General features: G+C 48.6%; 8 protein-coding genes and 1 riboswitch. Of the genes, 5 read left to right on the forward strand and 3 right to left on the reverse strand.

The annotated features are described in order from the left end of the window. Positions 1-119 precede the first annotated feature (119 nt). Positions 120-293, reverse strand: a riboswitch (Lysine riboswitch). Positions 294-446: 153 nt separating this feature from the next. The 4 genes from queA to H6A12_RS07315 all read left to right on the forward strand — a co-directional run bounded on the left by queA (position 447) and on the right by H6A12_RS07315 (position 4,199). After that, a complete protein-coding gene (gene queA / locus H6A12_RS07300; protein WP_204446420.1) occupies positions 447-1,472 on the forward strand; it encodes a tRNA preQ1(34) S-adenosylmethionine ribosyltransferase-isomerase QueA in 1,026 nt (341 codons plus the stop codon). 15 nt (positions 1,473-1,487) lie between these two features. After that, positions 1,488-2,618, forward strand: a complete 1,131-nt coding sequence (gene tgt, locus H6A12_RS07305; protein ID WP_204446422.1) for a tRNA guanosine(34) transglycosylase Tgt — start codon at positions 1,488-1,490, stop codon at positions 2,616-2,618. Between the two features lie 22 nt (positions 2,619-2,640). Beyond that, a complete protein-coding gene (locus H6A12_RS07310) occupies positions 2,641-3,198 on the forward strand; it encodes a manganese efflux pump MntP family protein (RefSeq protein ID WP_204446425.1) in 558 nt (185 codons plus the stop codon). A gap of 161 nt (positions 3,199-3,359) precedes the next feature. Next, entirely contained in the window at positions 3,360-4,199 is an 840-nt protein-coding gene (locus H6A12_RS07315) for a prephenate dehydrogenase (protein WP_204446427.1), read from the forward strand. Positions 4,200-4,297: 98 nt separating this feature from the next. On the opposite strand, the gene H6A12_RS07320 is transcribed toward H6A12_RS07315, so the two are convergent. Continuing rightward, the gene (locus H6A12_RS07320; protein WP_204446429.1) at positions 4,298-10,255 is read right to left on the reverse strand and encodes an endo-beta-N-acetylglucosaminidase; all 5,958 of its coding nucleotides are present in this window, start codon (positions 10,253-10,255) and stop codon (positions 4,298-4,300) included. A gap of 380 nt (positions 10,256-10,635) precedes the next feature. On the opposite strand from H6A12_RS07320, the gene H6A12_RS07325 reads away from it, so the two are divergent. Further along, positions 10,636-13,041, forward strand: coding sequence for a TIM-barrel domain-containing protein (locus tag H6A12_RS07325; protein WP_204446431.1), 2,406 nt, complete (start codon positions 10,636-10,638; stop codon positions 13,039-13,041). Between the two features lie 7 nt (positions 13,042-13,048). Here H6A12_RS07325 and H6A12_RS07330 read toward each other — a convergent pair whose 3' ends face one another. Further along, a complete protein-coding gene (locus H6A12_RS07330; RefSeq protein WP_204446433.1) occupies positions 13,049-13,738 on the reverse strand; it encodes an L-ribulose-5-phosphate 4-epimerase in 690 nt (229 codons plus the stop codon). A 22-nt stretch (positions 13,739-13,760) separates the two neighbouring features. Next, positions 13,761-15,353 carry a xylulokinase gene (locus H6A12_RS07335; protein ID WP_204446436.1) on the reverse strand — a complete coding sequence of 531 codons (1,593 nt, stop codon included), beginning with the start codon at positions 15,351-15,353 and terminating at the stop codon, positions 13,761-13,763. Positions 15,354-15,424: the final 71 nt, after the last annotated feature.

The raw sequence follows: 15,424 nt of genomic DNA on the forward strand, positions 1-15,424 counted from the left end.
ACCTCCTCAAATTTGATTTTCGGAAAAATCTCTCCGGATAACAAAAAAACCGGTTGAAAACCGGCCTGTCGTATACTATAATAGAAAACGTGTTGACTATCTGTTTTCGATTACAAAAAATAGCCGATAGCTCTCCACCATATGTATGATGACAATCCGGACATTATTCACGTCCGGATCAGGCTGCCGCTGCCGGCGGCGCACCTTCGGCGAATTTCCCTTTCACTGCGCCGTCAAACGGCTTGGCAGCCTGTGCACAGATACTGATGAAATCCGCGGCCTCTATCCGATTCATTTTTTCGTTTGTGTCTGCTTTATCATACCACTCAGCATGCAAATTGTCAACCAATGAAATCCATGAAAGAGCCGTTTCTTTTTCAGGATTTTCTGTTCAATAAATACATGTGTATTTTATATACGTACACTTTTTCGGAAAGGAATCCTTTATGAAAACAAGTGATTTTGCATACGATCTTCCGCAGGAACTGATTGCGCAGACACCGCTTACGCCGCGCGACAGCTCCCGGCTGATGGTCTTAAACCGCAAAACGGGAGAAATCCTCCATCGTCATTTTTACGATCTGCCCGACTTTTTAAAGCCGGGCGATCTGCTTGTCATCAATAATTCCCGCGTCATTCCGGCACGTCTGTACGGCAAACGCACCGATACCGGCGGCGATGTGGAGCTTTTACTGTTGTCGCAGAAAGAAGCAGGTGTTTGGGAAACGCTTGTAAAACCAGGCAAGCGTGCGCGTGAAGGCGCTGTCATCTCGTTTGGTGACGGTCTGCTGACCGGCACGATTACGAAAGTACAGGACGACGGCAACCGGCTCATTTCGTTTGACTGCAAGGAAAACATCTTCGCCGTACTCGACCAAATCGGCCAGATGCCGCTGCCGCCGTATATCACGGCAAAACTTAACGACAAAGAGCGTTATCAGACCGTCTACAGCAAAGATTTAGGCTCGGCTGCGGCACCAACGGCAGGACTTCACTTTACACCGGAGCTTTTGCAGAAAGTCAAAGACAAAGGCGTAAACATCGCACAGGTGACGCTTCACGTCGGACTTGGCACATTCCGTCCGGTCAAAGTGGACGACGTAACAAACCACAAAATGCATACCGAATGGTATCATATCCCGCAAGAAGCGGCCGATCTGATCGCACAGACGAAGAAAAACGGCGGCCGCGTGATCTGTGTCGGCACGACAAGCTGCCGCACCGTTGAAAGTGCCGCTCAGCGCGGCCAATTCGGCGAGTCAAGCGGCGACACCGATATTTTCATCTATCCGGGCTACACTTTCAAAACGATGGACGGACTGATTACGAACTTCCATCTGCCAGAAAGTACACTCATTATGCTTGTTTCCGCGTTCTGCGGCTATGAACATACGATGCACGCATACGAAGTGGCGGTCAAAGAACGCTATCGTTTCTTCAGCTTCGGTGATGCGATGCTGATTCTCGAATAACGAAAGGAGATTTTCATGTACGAACTGCTCAAAACAGAAGGAACAGCTCGACGTGCCCAGTTTCATACCGTTCACGGCACGGTTCAGACACCGGCATTCATGAACGTGGGTACTTCCGCTGCCATCAAAGGCGGTATTTCTTCCTATGACCTTGTCGATTTAAAATGTCAGGTGGAGCTGTGCAATACATATCATCTGCACGTTCGTCCGGGCGATGAACTGATTTACCGCCGCGGCGGTCTGCACCGCTTTATGGGATGGGAACGCCCGATTTTAACCGACAGCGGCGGATTTCAGGTCTTTTCGCTCGCAAAGCTTCGTAAAATTAAAGAGGAAGGTGTCACATTCCACTCCCATGTGGACGGCAGAAAAATTTTCATGTCGCCGGAAGTCAGCATGCAGATTCAGTCGCACTTAGGCTCGACGATTGCAATGGCATTTGACGAATGCGTCGAAAATCCGGCGCCTTATGCGTATTCCAAAGCAAGCTGTGAGCGCACAACCCGTTGGCTTGCTCGCTGCAAAGCAGAGATGGATCGCTTAAACAGCCTGCCGGAAACGATCAACCCGCATCAGATGCTGTTCGGCATCAATCAGGGCTGTACATTTGACGACCTGCGTATTGAACACATGAAAGCAATCCGTGAACTCGACCTCGACGGCTATGCAATCGGCGGACTTGCCGTAGGCGAACCGAAAGAGGAAATGTATCACATCATTGAAGTGGTGGAACCCTATATGCCGAAGGACAAAATCCGGTATCTGATGGGTGTCGGCACGCCGGGCAATATTATCGAAGCGGTCGCACGCGGTGTTGACCTGTTCGACTGTGTCATGCCGAGCCGAAACGCTCGCCACGGTCATTTAAACACCTGGCAGGGGATCATTAACCTGAATAACGCAAAATACGCCGAGGATGACCGTCCGATCGACGAAACATGTGACTGTCCGACCTGCCGCCATCATTCCCGCGCATACATCCGTCATCTGCTCAAAGCAAACGAAATGCTCGGCATGCGTCTGGCTGTCATGCACAACCTGTACTTCTACAACACATTGATGGAGCGCATTCGCGAGGCGCTTGACGAAGGTCGTTTTGCACAGTTCCGTGCACAGTATGCAGATCTTCTGGACACCCGCATTTAACATACGGAAAGGACGATCTTACATGGGGATTTTTGAACTGATTTTAATCGGTATTGGTCTTTCAATGGACGCCTGTGCCGTATCCATGACGAACGGCATGTGCTACAAGCCAAAATGGTGCACAACGTTTCTGATTGCGTTTGCGTTCGGTCTGTTTCAGGGTCTGATGCCGCTGATTGGTTATCTGACCGGTTCGCTGTTTTACGCACAGATTGCCGCATTTGATCACTGGATCGCACTGATTCTGCTCTGCTTCATCGGCGGCAAAATGATCGTTGACGGATTCAAGGGCGAAGAAGCCTGTTCTGTAAAGCCGTTTGGTATGTGGATGCTGTTTATGCAGGCGATTGCCACAAGCATTGATGCACTGGCAGTCGGTATCAGCTTTGCTGCTTCCGGTGCAGACATCCTGCTTGCGATTTCGCTGATTGCCGTTTCCACATTCCTGTTAAGCACAATCGCCGTACGCGTAGGCGAATGGATCGGTGACAAGTTAAATACAAAAGCTCAGCTTCTTGGCGGTGTGATTCTTGTCTTTATCGGCATCAAAATTTTTGTCGAACATATGTGGCTTTCGTAAAAAACATAAAAAACGAACGATTTATCGCATAAAAGCGTAAAAGTACTTGACTTTTTTTAAAAAGCGTTTTATGCTGAATAAAAATCAACACGCTTTGATGGACAGCGTCGCGATTGCGGCGCTGTTTTTTTCTAACGTTTTTTAGAAAGCAGGAATGTCATATGAAAGAGAAAACCATTTTGATTGTCGGTCTTGGATTGATCGGCGGATCGATCGCAAAAGCATTATCGGCATTTACACCACACCATGTACTTGGAATGGACCGCAATCCGGAAGTGCTCGACCAAGCACTTGCATGCGGTGCGATTGAGCGAATCGGCTACGCGGAAGATTTGCCGTCTATCGACATCTTATGGCTTTGCCTCTATCCAAATGATGCAGTTGAATTTGTCCGTAAATACGGCGCGCACGTTTCTCCTGACTGCATCGTAACGGATGCCTGCGGCATCAAAAACGCTGTCTGCCCGCAGATGGTCGCACTTTCAAAAACACTTCACTTTCATTTTGTCGGCGGTCATCCGATGGCAGGAAAAGAACGCAACGGCTTTGATGTCAGCGAAGCGACGCTGTTCCGTCAGGCAAGTTATCTGCTTGTGCCTTGTGAAGCGCCGCAATGGGCTGCTGATACAATGGCCGAGCTTGCAAAACAGATCGGATTTGCACAAGTTGTTTGGACAACACCTGAGCACCATGATGAAATGATTGCATATACGTCGCAGCTTCCTCACGCACTCGCCTGTGCATACGTGTTAAGCCCTCGCTGTCCCATGCACAAAGGATATTCCGCAGGCAGCTATCGGGATGTTTCGCGCGTTGCACGAATCAATGAAACGCTGTGGACAGAGTTGTTTTTAGAAAACCGTGAAGCACTCTCCAATGAAATCGGGACACTGATTGAAAACCTCACGCATATCCAATCCGCACTCGACAAACAAGACACCCAAAAACTAAACGCACTGCTTAAACAAGGCCGTGAAGTCAAAGAATCGTTGGGTGAATAACATTCGGTTTAAAATATATGAAAACAAAAAAGAACCCGACAGGCAAATTGCCTGTCGGGTTCTTCCCCTAATGAAAGGAAACAAGGAAAGAATAACAATTATCTCATTGCACGTTTACGAATGATGAAGATTGCTCCTGCTGCAAGAACCAACGCCATCGGTACTGCATACGGAATCGAGTCATCTGTATCCGGATTCTCTTTATCCGGTGTAGTTGCCGGTGTCTCTTCTGGTGTCTCACCTGCATCCGTCAGAACCAGTCCGTTCAGTGCATCTTCCAGTTTTTCTTCTGCTGCTTTCACGTCTGCTTCTGTTGCTTCTGCGTTCTCAAACACAACACTTGCTTCTGCCATTGCCATTCTCAGCACGCCATAGCTTGCTGCTGTGTATTTGCTCTCGTCCACTTCTGTTGCTTTGTTCAGCAGATCTTCCAGAACAGATTTGTCCGGGATCAAACGCAGATCAAAGATTGCTTTCTGCAAACGGTTGTATGCGTCATACACTTCTTTTGCCGTTGCTTCTTCGTTCTCATATACTGCTTTTGCATTGTCAAGTGCTGCTGCAAAATCGGTTTTGCTGCTCTCTAAATATTTCGAGAGATCAATTGCTTCTGCCTGTGCAATCAATGCTGCCAGTGCATCTTTGTCAACTTTCAGCTTCAGTCCATCAATTGCAGCTTTCAGTCCATTGTATGCTTCATCAATCTCTGCCTGCAATGCGTTCTCGTTATCAAGAACCGGTTTTGCTGCTTCCATTGCTGCACGAAGTGCTTCTACTGTCTTCTCAGTGTAGCATTCAAGATCGAGTGCTTCTGCGAAATCATAGAGCTCTTTTAATTTTTCCGGTGAGCCTACAAACGACAGCATCCAAGTCTTCGCAAGCAATTCATCATATGCTGCATTGATTTCAGCCTGTGTTGCATCAATATTGCCTGCAACTTCTTTTGCGTCTGCAAGCGCTGTCTCAAACGCTTCTTTCACTGCCGATACGACATCTTCATACTCAGCATTTTCTTTTTGTGCTTCTGCGTAAGTGATCAATGCATTGAGGTTTGCATTGTTTCCGCGCTCAGCCAGTGCCTCTGCCGTACGCTCAAGCTCTGCTTTCGCTGCGTCAACCTCAGCCTGTGTTGCGTTCTCGTCTTCAAGCAATTCTGCTGCTTTGTCAAGCGCTGCTTTGAATGCTGCCCATGTATCAGAAGTATACTCATCTTCTACAAAATCTTTATACTCATTATACACTTCAGAAAGTTCTGTTTTCTCTGCTGCTTTCTCAAGTGCAGCTACTGCTGCTTCCAGTGCTGTTTTTGCAGTATCAACCTCATCCTGATTTGCATCTTCTGCAGCGAGTACTTCTGCTGCTTTCTCAAGTGCTGCTTTAAATGCTGTCCATGTTTCCGGCGTATAATCGCCTTCAACACGGTCTTTGTTTGCGTCATACACTGTCTGAAGTTCCGATTTGTCGACTTCCGGCACTACCGGTCCATCTGCCAGGATACCTTTCATGCTCCATTCGTAAATACGGGTGGATGGCCACTGTGCACTGGTGTCGCCTTTTGTGACATTCAAACGGAAGTAACGTGCGACTACGGATTCCGTAAACTCGTAATGTGTACGAGTTTCCTGATTGCTCACATACGCTTTCACTGTTGTCCAGTTTGCATCATTGGTCAGGAAATCTTCGTCTGCCAGTTGTTCCGGAGTCGGATTTGCTACGTTCAGGATCTGAAGTTCAAAATCACGGGTATTGCGTCCTGGTCCATCGCTCATCGAAACGCCTGCGTGTGACATATTCCATTCTGTAAGCGTATAGTATGCGCCTACATCGATTACCATCTGTGCCTGTACAGCGTTGCCGCCCGGGCACCATTTGGTGGTTTCATCGTTATCAAATGCAAATTCCGGATCTTCTTTCGAATTGTGATCGCTCTGCTCTGTTGCATACAGAATGGTCGGATTCTCTGTAATCACAACCGGTGTGGTCACTTCGCCGCCGTCACCAACGATCACTGTAAGTGTTGCTGCAGTTTCGTCGCTTGCTGTTTTGTATGTAACTGTATAAGTTGCATCAAACGAAAGATCAATGACACTGCCTTCAACCGGTTTACGGTTCTGATCAACGATTGATACAGTGAATGTTTCTTGCGGTTTTGCAGATACATCCACATCTTCTGCGATAAATTTCTCACCATTGATAAGCTGTGCATCAAGTGTTTCATATGCAGTTCCGCGAATTGTTACGGCTTTTTCTGCATAAGTCATCATATCGAGTGTTTCACCGTCAGCGACTGCTTTTTCAATCGGTTCTGTAATCGCACGAACTGCTGCATATACAGCCGGGCGCTGATCTGCAAATTTCACCGGCTCTGTTGTAGAAGTGCCACCGTAAACTGCGGTTTCTACCATTGCCGGCCAGTCCACGCCGCCATTCGGATGCGGCTGCCACTCGGTGACAGTAATTTTTACATACTGTGCGTTAACTGCTTCAGAAAGTTCAACACGTGTTTCTTTGATTTCGTTCTTCTCCGTTCCCGGAACCGTTTCCAGTGTACCAACCTCTGTATATGTGCCGTCTGCTGTGTCACATACAGAAAGTGTTGCATTTTTCACGCCGAACGGGCGCGGAGGTGTTTCATCATTTACTTTCAGCCAAATGCTGAATGCGGTGATCTCTTTCTCTGCACCAAGATCCAGTGTAACAGATGCATTTTTGTTGCGATCGCTCGCAGCTGTATCTGTCTTTACATCACCATCAATAAACAATGCAGCGTTGACCACGTTATCGGATGCCACCAATGTTGCACCCAAAACAAGGTTTTCTTCGCCTGCTTTTGTTTCTGTAACATCTGCGGTTGCTTTCAAAGCTGCATCTAAGAATGCACGCTCCGGTGTGCCTTCACTGAGGTCAAGTTTGTTGTTGGAAATATCAACGGAAACGAGGTTCGGATATTCGCCTTCACCCTCAAATTTCTCAAGGCCTAAACCTGCCACATCAACTGTAACAAGGCCGGTGCAGCCTTTGACGTTGATTTCTTTGAGTGCCGCGCACGCGTCAAGTCCCGAAAGTTCTGTGAGAGATGAGCAGTTTTCGAGATTAAGACCCGTCATGCCCGTCAGACGCTCAATACCGGTCAGATCCGCAACATCCGTGTTGGAAAGATCAAGTGTGCCTGTGAATTCGGACAGCGAGGACAGTGTCACACCGACCTGCGCTTTCACTGCGCTGAGCAGTGCCGGATCCGGGAAGTGCGTTGAAGAAATCAGATCCGTCGGATCGACAACGACGCCGTTTTCAAGCTGAAGTACTGTCGGTTCGGATTTATTGCCTGCAAAATCTTCTGTTACAACGCTCAGAATGCCTGTTGCATTCGACGGAATCGAGAAAGTCATCGATCTGCCGCTGGAAGCACCGCGTTTAAAGCTTGCTTTCTGCTGACCGTCAAATGTTGCAGTCATCTTATACCAGTCGACCGAATCCGGATCAACCAAGCGTACGCTTGTTCCGCTTATACGGATATCTTCTTCCGCAATTGGTTCGGAATAGCTGTCGTTCGACCAGCCGCGATAGCAGATTGCATCGCCCTTTTCGCCGTCTTTGACTGCATAAATCTTCAGGTCATATTCATAACCTTCTTTAACCGGCAACGAAATCACTGCACTCGTTGCAGTTCCTTCTGCGGTGGAAGTATATACCTGATTGTCAGGATCATCGGATGCGATGTTGCGAAGTGTTACTTCAAATTCATAGCTGTCCGGTGCGCCTGTTGCCGGTGCATCAAAGGAAACTTCCAGTTTGCCCGGATTTGCTGCACGAACAAGCAGACCGCTTGCGGTTTCTGCTTCTTCGACAGTGATGTTGCTTACTTTGTCTTCATACGAATAGGTTACGTTTGCCGGTTCGCTCTCTGTACCGTCTTTGCCGACTGCGCAAAGTTCCAGATTAACAACTTTTGCTTCGTCAAACATCGATTTGACATACAGAATGCTGTCATATGTACCGCCAAGGTATACACGACGGCCGTCAGACAGTGTGCCGTACAGGTTGTACTGAACAACATTGCCGTAGTTATTCTTCGGCAGATCCCAGCTAACGATCATCTGACCATCGTCATATGCATAGTCAACGGTAAAGCCTGTCGGTGTTTCCGGTTTATAAACGCTGTCGGAAACTTTCAATCCGCCGACGTTCATCTGATAGTTTGCTGCAGTGCCTTCAAATTCCAAGGTAATTGCTGCAATCTGTCTGCCTGCATATGCGGACAGGTCGATCTGCGATGTTGTCCATTCGCCTTTTGTCTGCGAATCTGCAATGTCGAGTTTCACAGTCTCTTCTGCTTTATCTTTGAAGATCAAGCCGAGTTTCATCTGTGCATCGTCGTCCGATGTCTTTTTGAATGTAACGTCTGCTTTGGTGTTTGCGTTGACATCCAAATCAGTTTTGTAAAGGTGGAGAGAATCCGTGCCTGTCAGGTTGCCGTAAACAACGAGCGAGCTGCCGCCGTCATACGCGCCGACCTGTGTATATGCACTTTCCATCGGAGTGCCGTTTTTGTCGTTATTGACAAGTTTTGCACCGTAGTCAAAATCAGCGGACAATTTTGTATCGTCCGAGCTGTCCATCCACCACTGCCAAGACGGAAGAATGTCCTGAATGTTGATGTTGGTCCACTCTTTATCTGCGCTGACTTCACCGTTTTTGAAATACTGTACACCATGACCGGTGTTGAAGTTTGTGTAGAATGCAGTGCCGTTGATAACAGAGCGTTCACTGATAAAGTCAGCCACGCCGACCCAGCCGCTTGCATTGCTGACGCCTACATCATCACGGCTGTATCCCGATTTTAATCCGGTATCGGTCGGATCGCACATTACGCCGGAGAAGAACATCCGCTCGCGCTCTGCAACCATCCACTGATATTCTGTCTGCTGCATAACCGGCAAACCTTTATTGTTCATGTTTGCAGGAATTTCATCAACACCGCGCTGATACCAGTCACTCGGTGTAAAGAGTGCTACGCTTGCACGCGGGTTGCCCGTTTCGTCATACAGATTTGCCATGTCCCTTGCACTGGAGTGGCCGCCCGAGAATTTATTCTGGTTGCACTCCGCGCCAAAGAACAGATTTTTGAAAGGATCGGCACCGATCTGATTTGCATAGCTGATTGCGGAATCAACGGTGCTTTTTCCCCAGCCGTAGTTGATAAACACGGAATTGTTGATCTGACCGTGCGTATCATCCTTGAGCCATGCAGCTTTTGCACTGTTGAAGCTGCTGTTTGTATCGTACCACTGTGTGTACAAACCGGCTGCCGTAAGTTTTGCCATGAACGGTTTGAAGTCTTCCATGATACCTTCTTCCTGGTTTAAGAAGTAGCCGTCATAGCCAAAATACTCAGCCATCTGGATCAATTTATCTGCGATTGAAAATTCGCCGTTTTCATCTTTTTCAATAAGGTCTGCACAAGTCTGGCCCGGACGGAATGCCGGATCAAAGTAGATGCAGGCGATGGACATAACGCCGTTTTTGTGTGCAGCGTTTGTGTAAGCCGGGTTCGGGATATTAACGATACCGAACTCAAAACCTCTTGCCTGCCAATCGCTTGTAAGCGGATCATACAGAGCGTCCGGCGTATATGCAGTTGCGGCACCGTGCCATGGAGAGAAGTAGTCTGCATACTGCCAGAAATTCAGTACATGCTCACCGAATGTATCTGTGTACATTGTGCTGCCGAAAAAGCTGTTGCCATAGTCGCCCTGCATCAGCATTACTTCAGCATCGGAATTCAAATATGGTTTTGCCTGTGTTGGTTTAAACGCTTCATTGCGTTCCTGCAGCGGAATCTCCGCACGCATAAACTCTGCATACGGATCTGTTTCCGGACTCCAGTTTTCCACGTCTTTGACGCGGTAACCGGCGAATGTCGGCTCAGCCGAAGCGGTCGGATTCGGCCACGAGTCGCCTGCAAGCACGTTCAACGCAGCACCTGCGTAAGTCGATGCAGTGATCACTGCAGCCAGAATACCGGCGCCGACGCGTTTGATTCTGCTTGTCTTCACTTTTCATTACTCCTTCCTTCTCATGCATTGCTCGCATCATCTGCTCGAAGTCCACCATTCGAAACATCACGATCACATCAACACATGACTCTGTAATATTATTATACTGTAAAAAAATAATGACAAACAAGCAGGAAAACTATAGTTTTTATATGACCGACCTTTAGTTTTTGCCTATTACACAGAAAAACGATTGATATGTAAACACATAAAGCATCTTTTTTGTGCATGAACACGATTGATTTTGTGATTTCTGCATTTTCATACTCCCGTTTTGCTTTCCGTTGTGTTAAAATAGATGAGAAATCACAAAGAAACCGCGTTTTTCTTGTTGTTTTTATTATTCAAATGAATTCTTTTATAAAAAAGGAGTGTTTCTCATGTATCAAGTTCTTCAGACAACGCCGGCTGTTGTTTTGAAAAATGAGCAGTTTTTGCTGCGGCTTTCACCGATCACAGAACAGACTGTTCGCATCACCATGACACCAAAAGACGAATTTCTTCCTGCGCGTGAAACGAAAAACAGAACGCCGGTCGTCGTCTGCCAAACATCATTTTCCGATTACACAGTCCATTCGACCGAGCAGACGCTCACGCTTTCGCTTCCGGCATGCAGCATTCAGGTAGACTTAACATCAGGTCAATGTTCTTACTTTGATGCAACCGGTGCGCTGCTTGTCAAGGAACCGAAAGCAAACGGAAAATATATGGAGAAGGTATCCGTTTACCGCAATGTATTTTCAAAAGAGGACAAACTGATTCAAAAAGAAACGGTCGACGGCATGAAAGTTGTCACTGAGCCAGCGGAAACCGTATTTGACCGTACCGCATACCACGCAAAAGTGTCGTTTGTATTCGGAAACGAAGCCATCTACGGATTCGGTTCGCATGAAGAAGGATACGGAAACCTCAGAGGAAAATCAAGACAGATTTATCAGCAGAACATGAAGGCATGTGTTCCCTGCATGATGTCCACGAACGGTTACGGCTTCTTGTTCGACTGCGGCTCACTCATGACATTCGAAGACAACGGCTATGGCTCGTATGTCTGGATGGACACTGTCGACGAACTCGATTACTATTTCTTCGCCGGCACAAGTTACCAAAAGCTTTTACACGCATACCGCACACTGACCGGCGCTGTTCCGATGCTGCCGAAATGGGCGTTTGGCTACGGCCAGTCAAAGGAACGGTATCACTGCGCAGACGAATTGATCGATATTGTAAAGGAATATCGTGCACGTAAGATTCCGCTGAGCTTCATCATTCAGGACTGGATGACCTGGGAAGAAGGAAAATGGGGACAAAAGAGCTTTGACGCCACGCGGTATCCTGATCCGAAAGGACTGACCGACATACTTCACGACATGGGCGCAGCCATGATGATCTCCGTCTGGCCGAACATGAACGGCATGGGTGAAAACCAAAAAGAATTTCTGGCAAACGGCTATATGCTTGGAAATCAATCGACCTATAATGCATTTTCAGCAGATGCGCGCGCAATGTACTGGAAACAGGCAAACGAAGGCATTTTCCAATACGGTGTGGATGCCTGGTGGTGTGACTGCAGCGAGCCGTTTGAAGCAGACTGGCATGGCGAGCTCCGTCCGGAACCGCACGAACGCCTGCAAATCAATGTCGGTGAGGCGAAAAAGTATCTCGATGACGCGCAGATCAGCGAATATTCCCTCTGTCATTCGCGCGGCATCTACGAGGGACAGCGCAGCGTCACCGATGACAAACGTGTCGTCAATCTGACCCGCTCCTCGTTTGCCGGACAAGGCCGCTATAGCGCAATCACATGGTCAGGCGACACCAGCGCCAACTGGGAAACGCTTAAACGGCAGATTCCGGAAGGACTCAACTTCTGTGCGGCAGGCGAACCGTACTGGAGCATGGATATCGGCGGATTCTTCACCGACTGCCAAAACGAATGGTTCGTAAAAGGCGATTACCCGGATGGATGCAATGATCTTGGCTATCGTGAGCTGTACACCCGCTGGCTGCAGTACGGCACATTCCTGCCAATGATGCGCTCACACGGTACAAACACGCCGCGTGAAATCTGGCGGTTCGGCGAACCGGGAACCATGTTTTATGATGCCATTGCAAAATTCATTCGCCTGCGCATGATGCTCATGCCATATCTCTATTCTCAGGCGGCTGCCGTTTCCATGAAATCCGATACGTTCATCACTGCGCTCGGTCTTGCATTTCCGAACGATCCGCAGACATTCGATATCCGTGACCAGTTCCTGTTCGGACCGTCGTTGATGGTGTGCCCAGTGACTGCACCGATGTATTATGAAAGCGGTTCGGTGCCGCTTGCCGATGTGCCGAAACAGAGAAGCGTTTATCTCCCGGCTGGCTGCGGTTGGTACGACTTCTTTACAGGTATTTATTACGCCGGCGGTCAGACCATTTTGGCAGATGCGCCGATCGATAAAATCCCGCTGTTTATAAAAGCAGGCGCCATCGTGCCGATGGGACCGGCTGAACAGTATCCGGGCGAAGAAGAGGACGCAGTCATCACGCTGCACATCTATCCGGGAAGCGACTGCAGTTTTTCGCTGTATGATGATGCGGGTGACTCGTATCGTTATGAGCAGGGAGAATATACCGTCACACCGCTGTTCTTTTCAAACGAAACAAATACCTTGACAATCGGCAAACGTCAGGGCAGTTTCCCGAAAATGAAACAGTCACAGCAGTACCGCATCGTGTTAAACGGACGCGAAACCACTGTGACTGTTGAAAACGGCGAAGAATGCTGCATTACACTATAAAACGGGCTTATTTCTGACCATAGTATGCGTTGGGACCGTGTTTACGGAGATAGTGCTTGTCCTGAATGCACTGCGGTGCAGGTACAGCCGATGGATTGAGCTGCTCTGTCATCCACGCCATTTTGGCGACTTCTTCAAGCACGACTGCGTGATAAACGGCCTGCGCCGCATCTTTTCCCCAGGTAAACGGGCCGTGATTCTTACATAAAACCGCTGGAACCTCCAGCGGTTTTTTTTCGCGGAACGATTCGATGATAACTGTACCTGTATTTTTCTCGTAAGCTTCTTCGATTTCCTCCGGCGTCAGATTCCGCGCGCACGGAATCTCACCGTAAAAATAATCTGCATGCGTCGTACCGTAGCACGGAATTGCCCGGCATGCCTGTGCCCACACTGTCGCATACGTCGAATGCGTGTGAACCACACCGCCGATTTCTTCAAACGCCTTGTACAGTTCAAGATGTGTTGCCGTATCCGAAGAAGGACGATAATCGCCCTCCACACAGTTGCCTGCAAGATCCACAACCACCAGATCCGACGGTTTGAGCACATCATATTCCACGCCGCTCGGTTTGATGACAACCAATCCCGATGCGCGGTCAATGCCGCTGACGTTTCCCCATGTATATGTGACAAGTCCTCTGCGCGGCAATTCCATATTTGCCTCATAGACTTGCTGTTTAAGCTGTTCTAACATTGGTATCCTCCTGTTCGCTGTTTTATTGTTTGAGTGCTTCGACCGCTTCTTTTTCTACGGAGATGCATTTTTGATAACGGTCGATGAAATCGGCAAAGCCCTGCACATCAGCCGGATCAGGTTCGCAGACGGTGCACTCTTCATCACGGAACACAATCTCATCCAGATACTGCGAAAGTGTCTGGCCTTCCTTTTTGTTTTTGCGGTATGCCGCAAGGACTGCCATGCCCCACGGACCGCCCTCGCCTGCTGTTTTCTGTACTTTGACCGGAACATTGAGCGCACCTGCCATCAGCCGCTGGCTTGCAAGCGGTGTTTTAAACAATCCACCATGTCCCATCAGACTGCAAAGTGTAACATTTTCAGAATTGAGCAGCAAATCCATGCCGAGTTTTAAGGTTGCCATCGCGGAATACAGCTGTACACGCGCGAGATTCGCAAACGTCAGTGACGAATCGGCACGGCGCAAAAGCAGCGGACAGCCATCCTCCAATCCGGTGATTGGTTCGCCTGCATAGTAATTGAAATGAACCAAACCGCCGCAGTCCGGATCGCCTGCAAGCGCTTGTTTATAAAACAGGTCGTAACACTGGGATTTTGTCAGCGATGCGCCGCTTACCGCAGTCATTTCGCCAAACACACGCACCCATGCATCCAGATCGGACGAGCAGGTGTTGCAGTGTACCATTGCAACCGGAAGACCCTCCGGCGTTGTCACCATATCAATTTCGGGATAAACACGCGACAGCGCTTTGGAGAGCACGATCATTGCAAAAATCGACGTGCCTGCCGACACATTGCCGGTGCAGACTTTGATGCTGTTTGTTGCAACCATGCCGGTTCCCGCATCACCTTCCGGCGGGCACATCAGTGCGCCCGGCTGTAAAACACCGGTTGGATCAAGTCGGTTCGCACCTTCTGCCGTAAGTACGCCCGCGTCATCGCCCGCTTTGCAAACGGTCGGCAGCAGTTGTTTTGTCGTTTTGCTCATATGATGTTCGGCAAGGATTTGATCAAATGTTTTGACCATGCGCGCATCATAATCACCCGTTTCGCTGTCGATCGGGAACATGCCGGATGCTTCGCCGACACCAAGCACACGTTTGCCGGTCAGCATTTCATGCACATATCCTGCAAGTGTATTGATGGAAGCAAGCGACGCAAGATGCGCTTCATTCGACAGCATCGCCTGATACAAATGCGCAATGCTCCAACGCTGCGGAATATTAAAGGAAAAACGTTCAGTCAGTTTCTCTGCCGCCCGTGCCGTCGTGGTATTGCGCCAGGTGCGGAACGCAGCAAGCTGATTGCCGTTTTCATCAAACGGCAGGTATCCGTGCATCATTGCCGAAACACCGACAGCACCCACCTGCGAAAGCGGTGTGCCGTATTCTTCACACACTTGTGCCATCACCTGTGCAACCGCATCCTGAATGCCAGCCCATACATCGCAAAGCGCATAGGTCCAGTATCCGTTTTCAAACTGATTTTCCCACTCATGCGAACCGGTTGCCACTACATTGTGCGCGCTGTCAATCAGCACCGCTTTGATTCGTGTGGAACCCAGCTCAATGCCCAGAGATGTGCCCAAAAGATCGAGTGTTTTTGTTTCCATTGTTCATTCCTCCGCTCTTGTGAAAACGTTGCATCGTTTTCGTTTTTCGATTATAATACAGATAATTGATA

This window comes from Merdimmobilis hominis (assembly GCF_016901855.1).
Taxonomy (GTDB): domain Bacteria; phylum Bacillota; class Clostridia; order Oscillospirales; family Ruminococcaceae; genus Paludihabitans.

What these genes read in the sequence shown, in the direction of transcription:
- queA (WP_204446420.1), top strand. Translation starts at nt 447, where the DNA reads ATGAAAACAAGTGATTTTGCATACGATCTTCCGCAGGAACTGATTGCG.
- H6A12_RS07310 (WP_204446425.1), top strand. Translation starts at nt 2,641, where the DNA reads ATGGGGATTTTTGAACTGATTTTAATCGGTATTGGTCTTTCAATGGAC.
- tgt (WP_204446422.1), top strand. Translation starts at nt 1,488, where the DNA reads ATGTACGAACTGCTCAAAACAGAAGGAACAGCTCGACGTGCCCAGTTT.
- H6A12_RS07315 (WP_204446427.1), top strand. Translation starts at nt 3,360, where the DNA reads ATGAAAGAGAAAACCATTTTGATTGTCGGTCTTGGATTGATCGGCGGA.
- H6A12_RS07325 (WP_204446431.1), top strand. Translation starts at nt 10,636, where the DNA reads ATGTATCAAGTTCTTCAGACAACGCCGGCTGTTGTTTTGAAAAATGAG.
- H6A12_RS07330 (WP_204446433.1), bottom strand. Translation starts at nt 13,738, where the DNA reads ATGTTAGAACAGCTTAAACAGCAAGTCTATGAGGCAAATATGGAATTG.
- H6A12_RS07335 (WP_204446436.1), bottom strand. Translation starts at nt 15,353, where the DNA reads ATGGAAACAAAAACACTCGATCTTTTGGGCACATCTCTGGGCATTGAG.